Below are 17357 nucleotides of genomic sequence, written 5' to 3'. Positions count from 1 at the left end.
GTCACTTCCCCAGCACGGCGCGCTCCACCTCGCGCAGCCGCTTCATCAGCTCGGGAAGCTTGAAGAAGGCGGCCTGCGCCCTCATCGCCTCCCGGTGCGGCCGGGCCGGGTAGCCGCTGACGGTCTCCCCCGCCGCCACGCTCGCGGTGACCCCCGCCTGCCCTCCGACGCGTGCCCCGGCGCCGATCTCCAGGTGGCCGCCCACTCCCGCCTGCCCGGCAAGGACGGCGCCGTCGCCCACGCGGGTGCTCCCGCTGATCCCCACCTGGGAGATGATGATGACGTGGCGGCCGATCCGGCAGTTGTGCCCGATCATCACCAGGTTGTCGATCTTGCTCCCCTGCCCCACCACGGTGTCGCCGATGGAGCCGCGGTCGATGGTGGTGTTGCACCCGATCTCCACGTCGGCCTCGATGCGGCACCCGCCCACCTGCGGCACCTTGCGGTGCCCGCCGCCTTCCCACACGAAGCCGAAGCCGTCCGCCCCCAGCCGCGCGCCGCTGTGGATCACGGAGCGGGCGCCCACCTGCGCACCGTCGTACAGGGTGACGTGCGCGTGCAGCACCGCGTCCTCCGCCACCGTGCACCCGCGCCCCAGCACCGTGTGCGCCCCCACCCGTGCCCGCTCGCCCACCCGCGACCCCTCGCCGATCACCGCGTAGGGGCCGACGGTGGCGGAGGCGGCGACCTCGGCGCCCTCGCCGATCACCGCGGTGGGATGCACGCCGGGCGCCGGTACCCGCTCCGGGTACAGCGCGGGAAGGACGCGCGCAAGTGCGCGGCGCGGGTCGTCCACCCGCACCGCGGCCATGTGCGCCGGAAGGGGGACGTCTGCGTCGCGCGCGACGAGCACCGCGGCGGCCTGCGACGCCTGAATGTAGGGAAAGTAGCGGGCCTCGGCAACGAACGAGATCTGGTCCGCCCCCGCCTCCTCCAGCGGCGCCACCCCGCTCACCGTGCGGCTCCCGTCGCCCTCCACCACCCCATCCGCGATGCGCGCGATCTCGTCGATCGTCATGTGCGGCATGTCGTTCCGCCTTCCCGTCTCATGTGTTTTCGCAAGGCCCCCCCGGCCCCCTCCCCCGCACGCGGGGGAGCGTGGGGGAGGGGGAGAACAACGCGTGCGCGCGGATGCCATTGTAGGGGCGCGATTCATCGCGCCCTTGCCCGCCACCGCACCGGCCCCAGGGGGTCGGCGAGTGAACTCGCGGCAACAACCGCACAAAGTCCGCCTGCGCGGACTCCGGGTCCGATGCCGGTGTGCACGAGCCGGCTTCAGCCGCCTTCCCGTGGTTCCAGCCGGGGGATTCATCCCCCGGTGCACCGGCGCCGGTGCCCGCCGCCGGTGCCGGCATCCGCCCCCCCAAAACAAGCGCGCCCGCGGCCGAAGCCGCGGGCGCACTCAGTTTAGCGGGAGACGCCGCCCGGAGGCAAACGCCGCGCGCGCCTTTACGGACGGGGCGCGGGCGCCGCCGGGGCCGGGGTGGCCGCCGGAGCCGGGAGCGCACGCACCGCCGCGATCACGCGGTCGGTGATGTCGAACGCCGGGTCCACCGCCACCACGAACTGCGCCGCGGCGTCCCAGATCATCGAGAAGCCCTGCTCGCGCCGGATTCGCTCGATCGCCTCCGTCACCTGGCGCATCACGGGGGCGACCACCGCCTGCTGGCGCTGCTCGGCGAGCTGGTTGAGCTGCGCCACGCGCTGCTGGTACGCCGCCACGCTCTGCTGCAGCGCCTGCTGCTGCTGCGTGCGCGCCGCCGCCGTCAGCGTGGTGTTGGCCTGCAGCGCCTCCTGGCGGCGCTGGAGCGAGCGCTCCAGCGTGTCCACCTCGGTGCGGTAGCGGCCCAGCTCGCTCTCCAGCGAGCGCTGCGCGGCACCCACGCTGGGGAGCTCGGCCAGCACGCGCTGGGTGTTCACCACCCCGATCCGGAACTGACCCTGCTGCGCCACAGCAGGCGCCGCACCCAGCACGAGCGCCGCGGCGGCGCCCAGGAAACCGATCGAAAGAAAACGTCGCATCACACTGCTCCGAGAAAAGTTAGAACTGGTTGCCCAGCCGGAAGTGGACCTGCCACCCGGGCTGCGCCCGGTCGAACCCGTACGCCGCGTCCACGCCGATGGCGCCCAGGAACGGGGTCACCAGCGTGCCGCCCACACCCGCGCTGCGGAAGAGGCGCGTGGGGTCGAACTGCGAGACGTCGTCGTACACGTTCCCGGCGTCGCTGAACGCGTGCACCGAGAGGATGTCGCTCACCCGCACCGCCAGCTCGCCGCTCATGGTGAGGAACGAGTCGCCCAGGCACCCCTGCAGGAAGCGGCTGCGGCAGTTCACGTCGTAGCCGCGCGGCCCGATGCTGAACTCCTGGTAGCCGCGAAGCTGCAGCGGCTGGCTCGTCTGCACGCCGCCGATGTAGAACCGCTCGAAGGGGAACGGCCCCACTTCGCCGAAGATGGTGCCGGCGTTGGCGCGCACCCCCAGCGCCATGCGGATGGGGCGCGGGCCGCCACCGATGGCCGCCACCGGGGCCCACCACTCCGCCTCGCCCATCACCTTCTGGTAGTTGCCGGTGCCGCCCAGCGGGCCGCCCGTCTGCTCCAGCGAGATCGACTCGCGCACGCCCTGCGTGGGGAAGAGCGGGTGGTTCTTGGTGTCGCGCGTGAGCGACGCCGAGAGGCGGCTCGCCAGCGCGTCTTCAAGGCAGAAGATGCTCTGGTTCTCGCCGCCGCCGCACTCCTCGTTGTCCGACGCGTTGTACGACGTATTGGAGAGCGAGTAGCCCAAAAAGGCGCGGGTGCGCGTGGAGCCCGGCACCGGGATGCCGAAGTTCACGCTGCCGCCCGTCACCAGCCGCCGCCCGTTGCCGAAGCGCACGTAGCGGTCGCCGCGGCGGTAGACCGAGAAGCTCCCCGAGTTGCGCGTGCCGGCCAGCGCCGGGTCCGTGTAGCTCGCCTCGAAGGTGCTGCGCCCGTAGCCGTACTCGGCCCGCAGCGCCGCCTGCTTCCCCTGCCCAAAGAGGTTGGGCTGCTGATAGCCGATGAAGCCGGCCACGCGCCCCGAGTTGCCGCCGTACCCGCCGCCGAACACCGTGCCGAAGTTCAGGTTCCCCGTCTGCTTCTCCTTGACGTGGAACACCAGGTCAACCTGCCCCGTCTCCGGGTCCGGGTTGATGTCCGGCATCGGCATGGGGCTCTCGAAGAAGCCCAGGCCGTTGATGCTCTGGTAGCTCTGGAGGACGCGCTCCTCGTTGTACACGTCGCCCGGGAGCAGCCACAGGCGGTCGCGGATCACCGACTCGTGCGTGGTGGTGTTCCCCTCGATGGCGATGTTGCGGATGTAGAACGGGCTGCGCTCGCTCACCGCCATGGTGACGTTCACCGTGGGGGCGCGCCCCGGCTGCGCCGGAATCCGCTCCACCACCGGCTCCACCTGCGCGTACAGGTAGCCCTCGTTGCGGTACAGCTGCTGCGCCTGCCGCACGGCGGCGTCCAGCGCGGCGCGGTCGAACACCTCGCCCGCCTCCTGCGTGTCCGTGCCGCCGAAGGGCAGCCCCAGCACCGAGCGGCGCTGCGTGGTCAGCAGGCGGCGCAGGTCGTCCGTCGGGAAGCGGGAGTTCCCCACCACCGAAAGCTCGGCCAGCCGGTACTGCGGCCCCTCGTTCACCTCGATCACCAGGCGCGCCTTGCCAGTGGACGGGTCCACCTCCAGCGTGTCGCGCACCACGGCGAAGTCGATGTAGCCGTGCTTCGCGTAGTAGGCGGGCAGGTTCTCGCGCAGGTCCGCGTTGAACACCTCGCGATCGAACCGCCCGCCGCGGAACCAGAAGAAGCCTTCCTCCTTGGTGTCCATGGCGCCTTCCAGCTTGTCGTCGCCAAAGGCCCGGTTGCCGCGGAAGTCCACGTCGGCGATCGCCAGGCGGCCGCCCTCGCGCACGTTGAAGGTCAGCCGCACCCCCTGCGCCGCGTTGGGCATGGGGCGCAGCGTGGTGTCGATGGAGGTGAGCTGCACGCCCTTTTTGGCCAGCAGGTCGCGCACCAGCTTCTCCGCGTCGCGCACGCGCTGCGGGTTGAGCGGCTCGCCGGACTTGAGCTTGGCCGAGTCGCGCACCGTGCCCCCGCTCACGCTCTTCAGCCCCTGGAAGGTCACCTCGCCCAGCAGCGGGCGCTCGCGAACCTGCAGGATGATGGCGCCGTGGTCGGCCGCTACGGGGCGGAAGAGCACGTCCACCGTCTCGAACTGCCCCGTGGCCATCAGCCGGTTGATGGCCGCGGGGATCTGGGTGGGCGTGATGTACGCGCCGCTGTGGATCGCTCCCGCGCCGCGCACCTGCGCCTCGGTGAGGCGCACGTTGCCGCGCACGAGCACCGTGTCCACGCGAACCCCCGGCTGGGCGGGGGCCGCGGGAGCCGGCGTCGTGGGATCCTGGGAGTGGGCGGCGCGGGGGAGTGCGCCGCCGAAGGCGAGAAGGAGGAGGGCCGCAGCGGCGGCCCGTCCCCCCCGGTTCTTTGGTTGCACTTGATCCCTACGTCGTGGTGTTCTGGGGGGAAAGTGCCCGGAACGCGAGCGACTGGCGATCCTCCGCCACCGTCACCTCGATCTCGTCGCCGGGGGAGTACTCCGCCATCAGGATCTTCTCCGAGAGCGGGTCCTCCAGGTAGCGCTGGATGGCGCGCTTGATGGGACGCGCGCCGAACTTCTCGTCGTAGCCGTGCTCGATCATGAAGTCCACGGCGTCGTCGGTGAGCTTAAGCGTAAGCTCCTCCTCCTTGAGCCGGTCCTCCACGTCGCGCAGCAGGTTGCCGATGATGCTGGCGATCTGCTCGCGGGTCAGCGGGTGGAACACGATCGAGTCATCGAGACGGTTGATGAACTCGGGGTTGAAGGTCCGCTCGATCTCGTCGCGGATCTTCTCCTCCATCCGGTCGAAGTTGCTCTGCTGCGTCCCCGTGGAGAAGCCGAGCCCCTTTCCCTTCCCCAGGTCGCGCGCGCCCAGGTTGGAGGTCATGATGATGACCGTGTTCTTGAAGTCGATCACCCGCCCGTAGTTGTCCGTCAGGTGCCCTTCGTCCAGCACCTGCAGCAGGATGTTGAAGACGTCCGGGTGCGCCTTTTCGATCTCGTCCAGCAGCACCACCGAGTACGGCTTGCGGCGCACGGCCTTGGTGAGCGTGCCGCTGTCCTCGTAGCCCACGTACCCCGGAGGGGCGCCGATGAGCCGCGACACGGAGAACTTCTCCATGTACTCGCTCATGTCCACGCGGATCAGCGCGTTGCGATCCGCGAAGAGGAACTCCGCCAGGGCGCGCGCCAGCTCCGTCTTGCCCACGCCCGTGGGGCCCGCGAAGATGAAGGAGCCGATGGGGCGCTTGGGGTCCTTGAGCCCCGCGCGGCTGCGGCGGATGGCGCGGCTGATGGCCGTGATCGCACGGTCCTGCCCCACCACCTTCTGGTGCAGCTCGTCCTCCATCCCCACCAGGCGCGCCGTCTCCGCCTGCTTCAGGCGCGTGACGGGAATGCCGGTCCAGCGGCTGACGATGAACGCCACGTTCTCCTCGGTGAGCGCCGGACGGTTGGTGCGGCGCTCCTCCTCCCACAGCTTCTCGCGCTCCTGGATCTTGCGCTGCAGCTCGCGCTCGTTGTCGCGGAGCTCGGCGGCGCGCTCGAAGTCCTGGTCGCGGATCGCCTCGTCCTTTTTGTCGCCCAGCAGCTCCAGGTCGCGCTTGAGGTCGCTCACCTCGGGCGGCGGCACCTGGGTGGCCAGGCGGGCGCGCGCGCCGGCCTCGTCGATGACGTCGATCGCCTTGTCCGGCAGGAAGCGGTCGGTGATGTAGCGCTCCGACAGCTTCACCGCGGCCTCGATCACCTCGTCCGAGATCTGGATGCGGTGGTGGTCCTCGTAGTGGCCGCGCAGCCCCGTGACGATCTGGATCGCCTCCTCGATGGAGGGCGGGTCCACCGACACCGTCTGGAAGCGGCGCTCGAGGGCGCCATCCTTTTCGATGTACTTGCGGTACTCGTTCAGCGTGCTGGCGCCCACGCACTGGAGCTCGCCGCGGGCCAGCGCCGGCTTCAGCATGTTGCTGGCGTCGATGGCGCCTTCCGCCGCGCCCGCGCCCACCAGGGTGTGCAGCTCGTCGATGAAGAGGATGATCTGCTTGTTCTGCGAGATCTCGTTCATCACCGCCTTGAGCCGCTCCTCGAACTGGCCGCGGTACTTGGTGCCCGCGATGACGGCCGCCATGTCCAGCGACAGCACGCGGAAGTCGCGCAGGCTGTCCGGGCACTTGCCGTCCGCGATGAGCTGGGCCAGCCCCTCCACGATCGCCGTCTTGCCGACGCCGGGCTCGCCGATGAGCACGGGGTTGTTCTTCTTGCGGCGGCTCAGGATCTCCATCACCCGCTCGATCTCTTCCGCGCGGCCGATGGTGGGGTCCAGCTCGCCCTGGCGCGCCAGCTCCGTGAGGTCGCGGCAGAAGTGGTCCAGCGCGGGCGTCTTGCTCTTCTTCTCGCCCTTGCCGCCGGCCGGCGTGGCGCCGGAGCCGCTCCCCAGCGACGACGAGGCGGTGGTCTGCGTGTTGGGCTCCGAGCCCAGCAGCTTCAGCGTCTCGCGGCGGGCGTCCTCCAGCCCAACGCCCAGCTGCCCCAGCACCTCGGCCGCGATCCCCTTCTCCTCGCGGAGGAGGCCCAGCAGCAGGTGCTCGGTGCCGACGTACGAGTGGTTCAGCTCGCGCGCCTCGGCCATGGCGAACTCCAGAACCTTCTTGGCGCGCGAGGTATACGGAAGCTCGCCGAGCGCGATGGTGGCTTTCCCGCGGCGCACGGACTCTTCCACCTTCTCCTGGACCTGCTCCAGGTCCACGGCCAGGTTGTTGAGCACGGCGGCGGCCACGCCCTCGCCCTCGCGGATCAGGCCGAGGAGGATGTGTTCCGTTCCCACGTAGTCGTGCTGGAGCCGGATGGCCTCCTCACGGGCCATCGCGAGCACCTTCCGGACGCGGTCGGTGAAGTTGTAATTCATTGTGGCGTGACCTTAGTTCGGGCTGGACCGGGGACCGGCTTGCTACCCTCTGTATTACGCATGTGACGAGCCAGACTCCTCCGCGGCGAGAACACCTCTCACGTAGGCTGCGCGTCGTACGTCCGGGTCCCCTTTCGGGAGCGCCTGGTCCGCCACCCGGTCGAGGTGCGCGGCCTGCGCGAAGATCATGATCCGGTTGAGCGTGTGTACACTCACGCGGGGGATTAGTTTCAGCCCAACCCCCAGCCTGACGCCGCTCAGCAGGTTCATCAGCTCCTCGAACGAGGCGGACCTCGCGTGCCTCAGCAGGCCGTACGCACGCCACACCTTGTCCTCGATCACCAGGGGCGCGTCGCGGGTGAGCACGTCGCGCGCGGAGCTCTCGTACTGCACCACCTGCTGCACGATTCTTTGCAGGTGGTCGATCAGATCTTCTTCCGTCTTGCCCAGCGTGGTCTGGTTGGAGATCTGAAAGAAGTTCCCCACCACCTCGCTTCCCTCGCCGTACAGGCCGCGAAAGGTGAGCCCCACCTGGCTGATCCCCTGCAGCACCTTGCCGATCTCCTGCGTCAGCACGAGCCCCGGCAGGTGCATGAGGACGGACGCCCGCAGCCCCGTCCCCACGTTGGTGGGGCACGACGTCAGGTAGCCGAACTCGGGATGGTACGCGTACGGCAGCTTTCCGCCGAGCTCGTCGTCCAGCCGGTCGATGGAGCGCCAGGCGTCGTGCAGCCGGAAGCCGCCCAGCAGCGTCTGGAGGCGGAGGTGGTCCTCCTCGTTGACCATGACGCTGATCGGCTCGGTGCTCCCGGTGAGCAGCGCCGCGTCCGAGGGCGGCTCCCCGCCGTGCCCGGACACCAGCTCGCGCGACACCAGGTGCCGCTCCAGCAGCAGGAGGCGCTCGGTGGAGGGGAGATCGGGGATCAGGTACGCGCGGCCGGTGCCCAGCGCGGCGGACCCCTCGGCGGCGCCGCGGGCCAGGCGCAGCACCTCGCGCCGGTCCCCCGCGTCCGCCCTCGTCCCGAAGCGGAACCCCTGTAGGTTGCGCGCCAGCCGCACGCGGGTCGAGAGGACGATGTCCGCGTGCGGACCGTCCGCCTCGATCCACCCGAGGCCAGCGTCGGATTCGTGTGGGAGCTGCGGCATTCGCTTATATCCGTGCGAGAAAACCTGCAAAACTGCCTGGGGCCTCGAAGGGGCGCGATTCATCGCGCCCGTGCCCGCCGCCGCTCCATCGCCTGTCGCCCGTCGCCGTGCCGCAAACGGACCGGATCCGCGCCGGATCACGCGGCACCGGGGGATGAATCCCCCGGCTGGAACCACGGGAAGACCGCTGAAGCGGTCTCGTGCTTCGCGGGCCAGTCGGCGGAGGCGGACTTCGTGTGGTTCCAGCGGCGAATTCATTCGCTCCTGGACGGCGTCCCTGCCACCGCACCAACACCACGTCTGCCCCACCATTTCCTGAACGGAGCGCCTGCGCCACAGCCCGCGCGTGTTCGCAATCCTCGAGCGCGTAGTGAAGGAGACGGGCCCTGCCGCACACACCGCACTGTCCCATGTTTTGTACCAGGGGTTCTGCGGCCGCTTCGCCACCGAATCCCCGTGGCTTCGATCGGTCCGCGAGTGCGGCCGAACATGGGATAGATCATCGCGAGCAGCAAAGTCCGTTTCCTTCACTGCGCGCCAGAAGGCCAGCGGCCGGACGCGACCGCCCCGGGGGCGCTTCGTTCAGGAAGTGGGGCGGTTCTACCCCGCCGCCTCCAGCCGCCGGATCTGGTCCCGAAGCGCGGCGGCGCGCTCGAAGTCCTCGGACTCGATGGCCTTGGCAAGGGAGCGGCGCAGGGAGGTCAGCCGCGCGGTTCGGTCGCTGGCGGCGGGGTTGGCGGCCAGGTACACCTTGCCCGCGTGCTGCGTGCCGCCGTGCAGCTTGCGAAGCAGCCCGCGCAGCGAGTTGTCCAGCGCCGTCCAGCAGCGCGCGCACCCCAGCCGCCCCGTCTTCTTGAAGTCGGTGATGGTCAGGCCGCACCCCGGGCACGTCCCCACCGTCGTCACGGCTTCGGAAGACGCGAAGCCCTTCCCCATCTGCGCCAGGAAGTCGGCCAGCGGGGCGCTTCCCTGCTGCGCGGAGGTGCCGGGGTTGAGCCCCAGCGCCTCGGCGCACCCCTCGCACAGGTTTCGGGTAGTGCTCTGCGTCCCCTCGATCTGCGTGAGGTGGATCGCAGCCTCGTTCTTTGCGCACCGGTCGCACAGCATGCTCATTCCGCGGGTTCGGGGCCGGCATCGGGCCGGGCGTGCACCAGGTGGCCGCCGTGAAGGCGCAGCACGCGCCCCGCACGCGCCGCGAGCCCAAGGTCGTGCGTCACCAGCACCATCGCCGCGCCCTGCTCCTCGCTCACGCCAAAGAGCAGGTCGTGCAGGCGCTCGCTCGTTTCCGGGTCCAGGTTGCCGGAGGGCTCGTCCGCCAGCAGCACCAGCGGACGGTTGGCCAGCGCGCGCGCCACCGCCACGCGCTGCTGCTCGCCGCCGGAAAGGCGGGCGGGCGTGTGCTCCAGCCGCGCCCCCAGCCCCACCGACTCCAGCAGTTCGCGGGCGCGGTCGCGTGCCGCGCGCGGGGAGGTGCCTGCGATCTGCTGCGGCATCATCACGTTCTCCAGCGCCGTGAACTCGCGCAGCAGATGGTGGAACTGGAAGACGAAGCCGACGCTGCGGTTGCGCAGGTAGGCCAGCGCGTCCTCCGACAGCTTCCCCACCTCCTGGCCGCCGACACGCACCTGCCCCGCCTCCGGCCGGTCCAGCGCGCCCAGCACGTGCAGCAGGGTGGACTTTCCCGTGCCGCTCTCGCCGATGATGGAGACGGACTCGCCGCGGTTGACGTCAAGATCCACGCCGTCCAGCACGCAGATGCGCCCGCCGTCGCCGCCCACGTAGTGCTTGTGCACGCCGCGGGCGGAGAGCGCCGGCACCTCGGCCGCGTCGGGCGGGAGCCGCTCCCACACTTCGGCGGGGCTACTCATGGCGGATCGCCTCCACCGGGGCCAGCCGGGCCGCCTGCAGCGCCGGGTAGATGGTGGCCACGAAGGAGATCAGGATGGTGCTCACCACGATGGTCGCCAGGTCCGCCGGGTCGTACGCCACGGGGAGGCTGCTCACGAAGTAGATGTCGCCCGGGATCTTGATCAGCTCGTAGCGGTCGATGATCCAGGTCAGCAGCACCCCGCCCGCCGTCCCCAGCAGCGACCCCACCACGCCGATCACCAGCCCCTGCATCACGAAGATGCGCAGGATGCGCCGCGCCGTCATCCCCATGCTCTTCAGGATGCCGATCTCGCGCGTCTTGTCCGTCACCACCATCACCAGGGTGGAGACGATGTTGAACGCCGCCACCACCACGATCAGGAGGAGGATGATGGTCATCGCCAGCTTCTCCAGCTTGAGCGCGGAGAAGAGGGCGCCGTTCATCGTCTTCCAGTCGTCCGTGCGGTAGGGCACGCCCAACGCGCGAGTGATCTGGCCGCCGACCTCCGTCGCCTCGTTGGGATCGGGAACGCGCACCTCGATCCCCGTGACGGCGGGGCCCAGGTTGGCCAGCTCCTGCGCGGAGCGGATGTTGGTGTACATGAACTTGTTGTCGTACTCGTACATCCCCGTCTGGAACTTCCCCACCACCTCGAAATACTTGAGCTTCGGCATCAGGCCGCCCATGGGGCTCACCGAGCCGGCCTGAAAGGAGATGAGCGTGACCGTGTCGCCCTCCAGGATGTTGGCGCGCTCCGCCAGCCGCGCGCCCAGCACCAGCGGCGGCAGCCCCGTGCGCGTGGGCTTGGACAGCAGCCCGCCCTTGCGCAACGAATCGGTGATCGCCGTCACCGTGGCGCCGCTGGTCCCCGGGTCGATCCCGCGCAGGATGGCGGCCTCGGAGTAGCCGGCGCGGTTGCGCAGCCCCAGCTCCGTGTGCACGAAGGGGGCGGCGGCCACCACGTCGGGCACGCGCCGGACGCGGGCGAGCACCTGCGGCCACTCGTCCATCCGCATCGCCTCGCCGTACGTCATCACCCAGATGTGCGGATTGACGCCCAGGATCTTGTTGCGCAGGTCGTTCTGCAGCCCCGTCATCACCGCGATCACGGTGATCAGCGCCATCACGCCCACGGACACGCCGCCGATGGCGATCAGCGTGATCAGCGAGAGGAAGCGGGTGCCGCGGCGCGACGCCAGGTAGCGCCGCCCGATGAACCAGTCCAGCCCAGCCCCGCCCCGCCCCTTCGCTTCGTTCACTCCGGCCTCATGGTGGGGAAGAGAATCACGTCGCGGATGGACGGCTGGCCGGCCAGGATCATCACCAGGCGGTCCACGCCCATCCCGAAGCCGCCGGTGGGCGGCATCCCGTACTCCAGCGCGCGGATGTAGTCGTCGTCGATCGGCGGCGCCTCCTCGTCGCCGGCGCTGGCGAGGCGCTCCTGTGCCTCGAAGCGGCCGCGCTGGTCGAAGGGGTCGTTCAGCTCGCTGTAAGCGTTGCACAGCTCCTTGCCCGCCACCATCAGCTCGAAGCGCTCCGTCAGCTCCGGGTTGCCGCGCTTGGGCTTCGCCAGCGGCGACATCTCGCGGGGGTAGTCGGTGATGAAGACGGGCTGGATCAGCTTCGGCTCCACGAGCTCGCCGAAGAGCTCGTCGATCAGCTTGCCGCGCCCCATCTTCGCCACCTCGGCCGGCGCCACGCCCTGCGCGCGCACCCGCTCCGCCATCTGCTCGTCGGACATCGCCTCCACGTCTACACCGCCGATCTCGCGGAGTGCGTCGTACATGGTGAGTTTTGGGTAAGGAGGGGCGAAGCTAATGGTGTGTTCACGGAAGCGTACTTCCGTCCCCCCCGTCACCGTCTCCACCACGTGCACGAGCATCTCCTCGGTGAGGCGCATCACCCCCTCGTAATCGAGGTAGGCGGCGTAGAACTCCAGCATGGTGAACTCGGGGTTGTGGAACCGGCTCAGCCCCTCGTTGCGGAAGTTCTTGGACATCTCGTACACGCGCTCCATCCCCCCCACGATCAGCCGCTTGAGGTACAGCTCCACCGCGATGCGCAGGAAGAGCTGCATGTCCAGCGTGTTGTGGTGCGTGGTGAAGGGGCGCGCCGCGGCGCCGCCGTACAGCGGCTGCAGCACGGGCGTCTCCACCTCCACGAAACCGCGCTCGTCCAGGAAGCTCCGCAGCGCCCTGTTGACCCGCGCGCGCAGCACAAAGACGTCGCGCACCTCCGGGTTCACGGCGAGGTCGGCGTAGCGCTGGCGGTAGCGCGCTTCCACGTCGCTGAACCCCGAGTACACGCGCCGCTCCCCCGTCTCCGGGTCGATCTCCTCCTTCCCCAGCGGCAGCGGACGGATCGCCTTGGCGAGCACGCTGAACGACGTCACGCGCAGCGACACCTCGCCGGTGCGCGTGCGGAAGAGCGTCCCCTCGGCGCCCAGCCAGTCGCTGAGGTCGATCAGGTCGAGGAGCGGGTACGTGTCCGTCAGGTCGTTGACGCGCAGGTAGAGCTGGATGCGCCCCGTGCGGTCGGCGAGGTGGACGAAGGTGCTCTTCCCCATCACCCGCTTGGCGACGACGCGCCCGGCGACGCGCACCGGCTCCGCGGGGCCATCTCCCTCAATGCCCTGCCCTTCCCACGCCTCGAAGAGCGCGCGGGCGTCGGTGGCGGAGTGCGTGGGATCGTACCCGTATGCGAACGGCTCCACCCCCCGCTCGCGCAAGGCATGGAGCTTTTCCGTCCGCTCGGCGACGATGCGCTCGCCGCCTTCCGGCGCTACCGGCTCGCTCATAGCTGCTTCTCTCCCCCGAACTCCCGCAGGTACGCGTTGATGAACGGGTCCACGTCGCCGTCCATCACCTTGCCCACGTCCGGCAGCTTGAGCTCCGTGCGGTGGTCGTTGACCATGGTGTAGGGCTGGAAGACGTAGGAGCGGATCTGGCTCCCGAAGCCGATGTCCGTCTTGGTGGACTCCAGCTTGGCCTTCTCCTTCTCCTGCGCCTCGAGCGCGGCCTGGTAGAGCCGGGCCTTGAGCATCTTCATGGCGGTCGCGCGGTTCTTGTGCTGCGACCGCTCCTGCTGGCACTCCACCACGATGCCGCTGGGAAGGTGCCGCAGCCGCACCGCGGACGACGTCTTGTTGACGTGCTGCCCGCCCGCGCCCGACGCGCGGAAGACGTCCATCTCGATGTCTTCCTCGCGCACCTCGATCTCGATGGTGTCGTCGACCGACGGGTACACGAAGACCGAGGCGAAGGAGGTGTGCCGCCGCGCCTGGCTGTCGAAGGGCGAGATGCGCACCAGGCGGTGCACGCCGCGCTCGGCGCGCAGGTAGCCGTACGCGTACTCGCCGCGCACCTCCAGCGTGGCGGACTTGATCCCCGCCTCTTCGCCCTCCTGCTGGTCGAGGAGCTCCACGTCGAAGCCGTGGCGCTCGGCCCAGCGGGTGTACATGCGCAGGAGCATCTCCGCCCAGTCCTGCGACTCGGTGCCACCGGCGCCGGACTGCAGCGTCACCAGGGCGTCGCGGTGGTCGTCCGGCCCCTGGAGCATGTTTCGCAGCTCCAGGCTGGCCAGCTCGGTGCCGATCCGCTCGATCTCGGCGGTGACCTCCGCCAGCATCCCCGGGTCCTCTTCCACTTCCAGCAGGTCCAGCATCTCCGCGGCGTCGGCCGCGCGGGCGGTGAGCCCGGCCCACGGCGCCACCCACTGCTTGACCTTGTTGGCCTCGTCGATCACCTCGCGCGCCTTCATCTGGTCGTTCCAGAACGAAGGATCGCCCATGCGGGCTTCGAGGCCGTTCAGCTTCTCCTGCTTGGCAGGGATGTCAAAGAAACCCCCATAGCTCTTCGAGCCGGTCGCGGTGGGCGCCGAGGGCGGTACGCAGCTCTTCCATCGTCATCTTCCCCTGTCTGACAGCAACGACAAGGGCCGTCCGGCTGGGACGGCCCAGGTTCGCGGTATTCGCGTCCCCGAAATATAACCCTGCCAGGTACCAACTGCAAAACCATCACACAGAGGGCGCGGAGGGGAACTACAAGGCGCAGAGAACTTCTCTTGCCGTTCTTTCCGTACCCCTCTGTGTCTCTGTGTGGGCCCCGCTGTTAGAACACGGGCTGACCCTTGGCCAGGATTTCGTTGAGCGCTTCGCGGAAGTGGGGCGTGCCGCGCGAGATCTCGGCGCCGACCTGCGCGACGTACTCCTCCCAGCTCTTCTTGATCTCGTCCATGAACTCGCGCTTCAGCGTGCCGTTCGCGAGGGCCTGGTCGCGGCGCTCGGGATGGTACGTCACGATGTCCGACACGAGCGCCCTCGCCAGCCGCCGCGCCTTTGCCCCCGGATCGTTCGCGCCGAACGGGTTCGGGCGGGCGGTGGGGGTCGTCGCAGGTGCCGGCGCGGGCGTGGGAGCCGGCGGTGGCGGAGGAGCCGGCGCGGCGACCGGTGCAGGCGCGGGTGCGGGTGCGGGCGCTGCCACGGGAGCGGGCGCGCTGACGGCGGCGAGGGCGGGCTCAGGCGCGGGCCGCGCACCGGCGATCTCGAAGACGTTGCGGCAGATGGAGCAGCGAGCGCGCACCCCGCCCGCCGGCACCTTGGCCGGATCGACGCGGAAGATCGTGTTGCAGTGCGTACACTGGGCGTTCATGGATACCCGCTTGAGAGGTTCGGCAGTGAGCCGCAGGCTAATCCGAGCGGCGATCGACCACGTAGATGGAGCCGGAGAAGGTCTTGGCGTACGCCTTCATCTCCGTGGCCAGCTCGCTGATCTGCGCCGTGTGCGTGAAGTTCCGGTGCTCGTTCGTCACCACGCCGATGGAGAGCGTCATCAGCGGGACCTGGTGCTCGCCGCCGCGCCGGTCCTTTCCTAAAAAGAAGCCGCGCGCGCGGTCCTCCCCGGTGTACTGCAGGTCGATCAGCTCGCTGAACACCGAGAGCACCTCCTCGCAGCAGACGCGGAAGTCCGCCAGCGAGGCGATGAAGATGAAGTCGTCGCCGCCGATGTGCCCCACGAAGGCGCCCGGCGAGCGCGCCCGCACCACCTCGCGCAGGATCCGCGAGAGGATCAGGATCACCCGATCGCCGTGGTTGTAGCCGTAGCGGTCGTTGAACTCCTTGAAGTGGTCGAGGTCCGCGTAGCACACCGCGAACTTCTCCCCCGACCCCAACCGCTCCGTGATGTCGCGCTCGATCTGCACCGTCCCCGGCAGGAGCGTGGTGGGGTGCACCCCCACGTCGCGATCCGCGCGGTGCAGCGCCATCGCCAGCCGCAGCTCGCACTCGCGCGCGGAGAGGCCCGGGTTCAGCACCTCGTCCGCCCCCGCCTCCAGCGCCCGCGACGCGGTCTCGTCGTCCGCCGCCTCGGTGGCCACGTACATGATGACGGGGAGCACGGAGGTGAACACCTCGCGCTTGATCCCCCGGCACAGCTCCAGCGCCCCGTCCGCGGGCTCGGAGCCGTCCACGATCAGCGCCACGGCGTGGCTGTGCGACGCGCGCTGCTCCAGCTCGGTGGGCGAGTGGACCTCGATCAGCCCGTACTCCCGCGCCGACGCGAACTCGCGGACCAGGTCGGGCGTGGCCCGGCCGTGCGGCGAGTAGTGCAGCAGTACGCGTGGAAGCATGCCGGGAGATCAGGCGCGGAGGGAGGAGGGGCGTGCGGGGCGGATTGTAGCCGGGGCCGGGCGCGGTGTCAAACGGCGCCGCTTCAGCGCGCGGGCTGCGCGTCCAGGGAAGTGGCCTCGTCGATCAGCATGATGGGGATGTTGTCGCGCACCTCGAAGCGCAGCCGGTCGCGCTCGCACACCAGCGACTCGGGGCTCTGCTCGTAGCGGAGCTCGCCCTTGCACCGGGGGCAGACCAGCAGCTCCAGCAGCCACGGCTCGATCACGTTCTCTGCTCCGCGTCCGGAAGTTTGAACCCGAGGCGCTGCAGCGTCACGGGGTCCTTGCGCCAGCGGGGGAGGACCTTGACCCACAGGTCCAGGTACACGGGCGCGCCCACGAACTCCTCGATCTTCTCCCTCGAGACCTGCCCCAGCTTCTTGATCGCCTGCCCCCCGCTCCCCACCACGATGGCCTTCTGCGAAGCGCGTTCCACGAACACCACGGCGCGGATGTAGAGCGGCGAGCCGCTCTCGCGGAACTCCTCCACCTTGGTGGCGACGCTGTACGGCACCTCCTGCGAGTACAGCTCGAACACCGACTCGCGGATCAGCTCGGCCACGAAGAATCGCACCGGCTGCGACGAGACGTCCTCCTCCGGGTAGAGGAACTCCGACACGGGAAGGCGGCGCGCGATCTCGGCGCGCAGCGTCTCCGTCCCCTCCCCCGTTACGGCGGAGACCTCGATGGGCTCCACGTTGAAGCGCCCGCGGCTCCACTCCCGCACCCGCTCGCGCTGGTTCGCGGCCGCCACGTCCACCTTGTTGCTGACCACCAGCAGGCGCGGCGCGCGGTCCAGCAGCTCCATCACGTCCTCGCCGAACTCCGGCACGCCGGCGGAGGCGTCGATGAGCAGCAGCACCACGTCCGAGTCGCCGATCACGTCCAGGGCGATGTGCATCATGGCCCGGTGCAGCAGGTAGCGCGGGTCCACGAGGCCGGGCGTGTCCACGAACACCATCTGCACGCCGTCGCGCGAGTCGATCCCCAGCACCCGCTCGCGCGTCGTCTGCGCGAACGGCGTTACGATGCTGAGCTTCTGCTCCACCAGCCGGTTCATCAGCGACGACTTGCCGACGTTGGGGAAGCCCACCAGCGCCACGAGCCCCGCGCGAGTCTCGACGGTCGATTCGGTATCGGTCATGTGCGGAAGCTAGTGGGCACCCGCAGGCGCTGCAACTGCATGGCCTCACACAGAGACACGGAGCCACAGAGACACGGAGGAGAGCACCCTACTTCCTGAACGAAGCGCGTGCACCGTACCGGCGGCCAGGACGATCGCCGGGCGCGTAGTGAAGGAGACGGGCTCTGCGGTGTGGCACCGTCGTATCCCATGTTCAGGTGCAAGTGAATGGCGGTCGCCACCCGCGGGCTACTGAGCATGGGCGCCATCCCGGTGCGCGGCAGAGCCCGTCTCCTTCACTTCCGCGCCGGCAGGCTGGCGCCGCGAAGCCGTGCACGGGGTGGGGCGCTCCGTTCAGGAAATTGGGTTCTCCGTGGCTTGCAGTTCCCTCTGTGTGCTCTGTGTGAGGCTGTTCCACGAACAGAAGCCCCCCGACGCTCATCGCTGAGCATCGGGGGGCTTGATACGTAGGCCGGCGGCGCCGTACTCTCCCACCGGGTGGCCCCGGCAGTACCATCCGCGCGAGTGGGGCTTA

General features: G+C 69.6%; 13 protein-coding genes and 1 pseudogene. All 14 read right to left on the bottom strand.

Annotated elements, in window-relative coordinates; translation table 11 throughout:
* Position 1: 1 nt before the first annotated feature.
* Positions 2-1018 (bottom strand): UDP-3-O-(3-hydroxymyristoyl)glucosamine N-acyltransferase, encoded by a 1017-nt coding sequence (gene lpxD / locus VF584_23240; protein HEX8213109.1) that lies wholly within the window; start codon positions 1016-1018, stop codon positions 2-4.
* 431 nt (positions 1019-1449) lie between these two features.
* Positions 1450-2022 carry an OmpH family outer membrane protein gene (locus VF584_23235; protein HEX8213108.1) on the bottom strand — a complete coding sequence of 191 codons (573 nt, stop codon included), beginning with the start codon at positions 2020-2022 and terminating at the stop codon, positions 1450-1452.
* Positions 2023-2041: 19 nt separating this feature from the next.
* Positions 2042-4516 (bottom strand): outer membrane protein assembly factor BamA, encoded by a 2475-nt coding sequence (bamA, locus tag VF584_23230; GenBank protein ID HEX8213107.1) that lies wholly within the window; start codon positions 4514-4516, stop codon positions 2042-2044.
* Positions 4517-4523: 7 nt separating this feature from the next.
* Positions 4524-7019 carry an ATP-dependent Clp protease ATP-binding subunit gene (locus VF584_23225; protein ID HEX8213106.1) on the bottom strand — a complete coding sequence of 832 codons (2496 nt, stop codon included), beginning with the start codon at positions 7017-7019 and terminating at the stop codon, positions 4524-4526.
* 54 nt (positions 7020-7073) lie between these two features.
* A complete protein-coding gene (locus VF584_23220) occupies positions 7074-8165 on the bottom strand; it encodes a protein arginine kinase (GenBank protein ID HEX8213105.1) in 1092 nt (363 codons plus the stop codon).
* Between the two features lie 600 nt (positions 8166-8765).
* Entirely contained in the window at positions 8766-9278 is a 513-nt protein-coding gene (locus VF584_23215; protein HEX8213104.1) for a UvrB/UvrC motif-containing protein, read from the bottom strand.
* Positions 9275-10033, bottom strand: coding sequence for an ABC transporter ATP-binding protein (locus VF584_23210; protein ID HEX8213103.1), 759 nt, complete (start codon positions 10031-10033; stop codon positions 9275-9277). The genes VF584_23215 and VF584_23210 overlap by 4 nt, the downstream gene beginning before the upstream one ends.
* Positions 10026-11294 (bottom strand): lipoprotein-releasing ABC transporter permease subunit, encoded by a 1269-nt coding sequence (locus VF584_23205; GenBank protein HEX8213102.1) that lies wholly within the window; start codon positions 11292-11294, stop codon positions 10026-10028. Before VF584_23205 ends, VF584_23210 begins: the two co-directional genes overlap by 8 nt.
* A complete protein-coding gene (gene lysS / locus VF584_23200; protein HEX8213101.1) occupies positions 11291-12832 on the bottom strand; it encodes a lysine--tRNA ligase in 1542 nt (513 codons plus the stop codon). Before lysS ends, VF584_23205 begins: the two co-directional genes overlap by 4 nt.
* Positions 12829-13872, bottom strand: a pseudogene (prfB, locus tag VF584_23195) (peptide chain release factor 2). The gene lysS and the pseudogene prfB overlap by 4 nt, the downstream one beginning before the upstream one ends.
* 272 nt (positions 13873-14144) lie before the next feature.
* Positions 14145-14684 carry a zinc-ribbon domain-containing protein gene (locus VF584_23190; protein HEX8213100.1) on the bottom strand — a complete coding sequence of 180 codons (540 nt, stop codon included), beginning with the start codon at positions 14682-14684 and terminating at the stop codon, positions 14145-14147.
* A gap of 37 nt (positions 14685-14721) precedes the next feature.
* On the bottom strand, positions 14722-15660 hold the full coding sequence (locus VF584_23185) for a diguanylate cyclase (protein HEX8213099.1): 939 nt from the start codon (positions 15658-15660) through the stop codon (positions 14722-14724).
* 83 nt (positions 15661-15743) lie between these two features.
* Complete coding sequence (locus tag VF584_23180) at positions 15744-15926, bottom strand: Trm112 family protein (GenBank protein HEX8213098.1); 183 nt, start codon at positions 15924-15926, stop codon at positions 15744-15746.
* Complete coding sequence (era, locus tag VF584_23175) at positions 15923-16843, bottom strand: GTPase Era (GenBank protein ID HEX8213097.1); 921 nt, start codon at positions 16841-16843, stop codon at positions 15923-15925. The genes VF584_23180 and era overlap by 4 nt, the downstream gene beginning before the upstream one ends.
* Positions 16844-17357 lie beyond the last annotated feature (514 nt).

This window comes from Longimicrobium sp., from assembly GCA_036389135.1.
GTDB lineage: Bacteria > Gemmatimonadota > Gemmatimonadetes > Longimicrobiales > Longimicrobiaceae > Longimicrobium.
The sequence above is the reverse complement of the archived record's forward strand: the minus strand, read 5'-3'. Positions and strand labels throughout refer to the sequence as shown.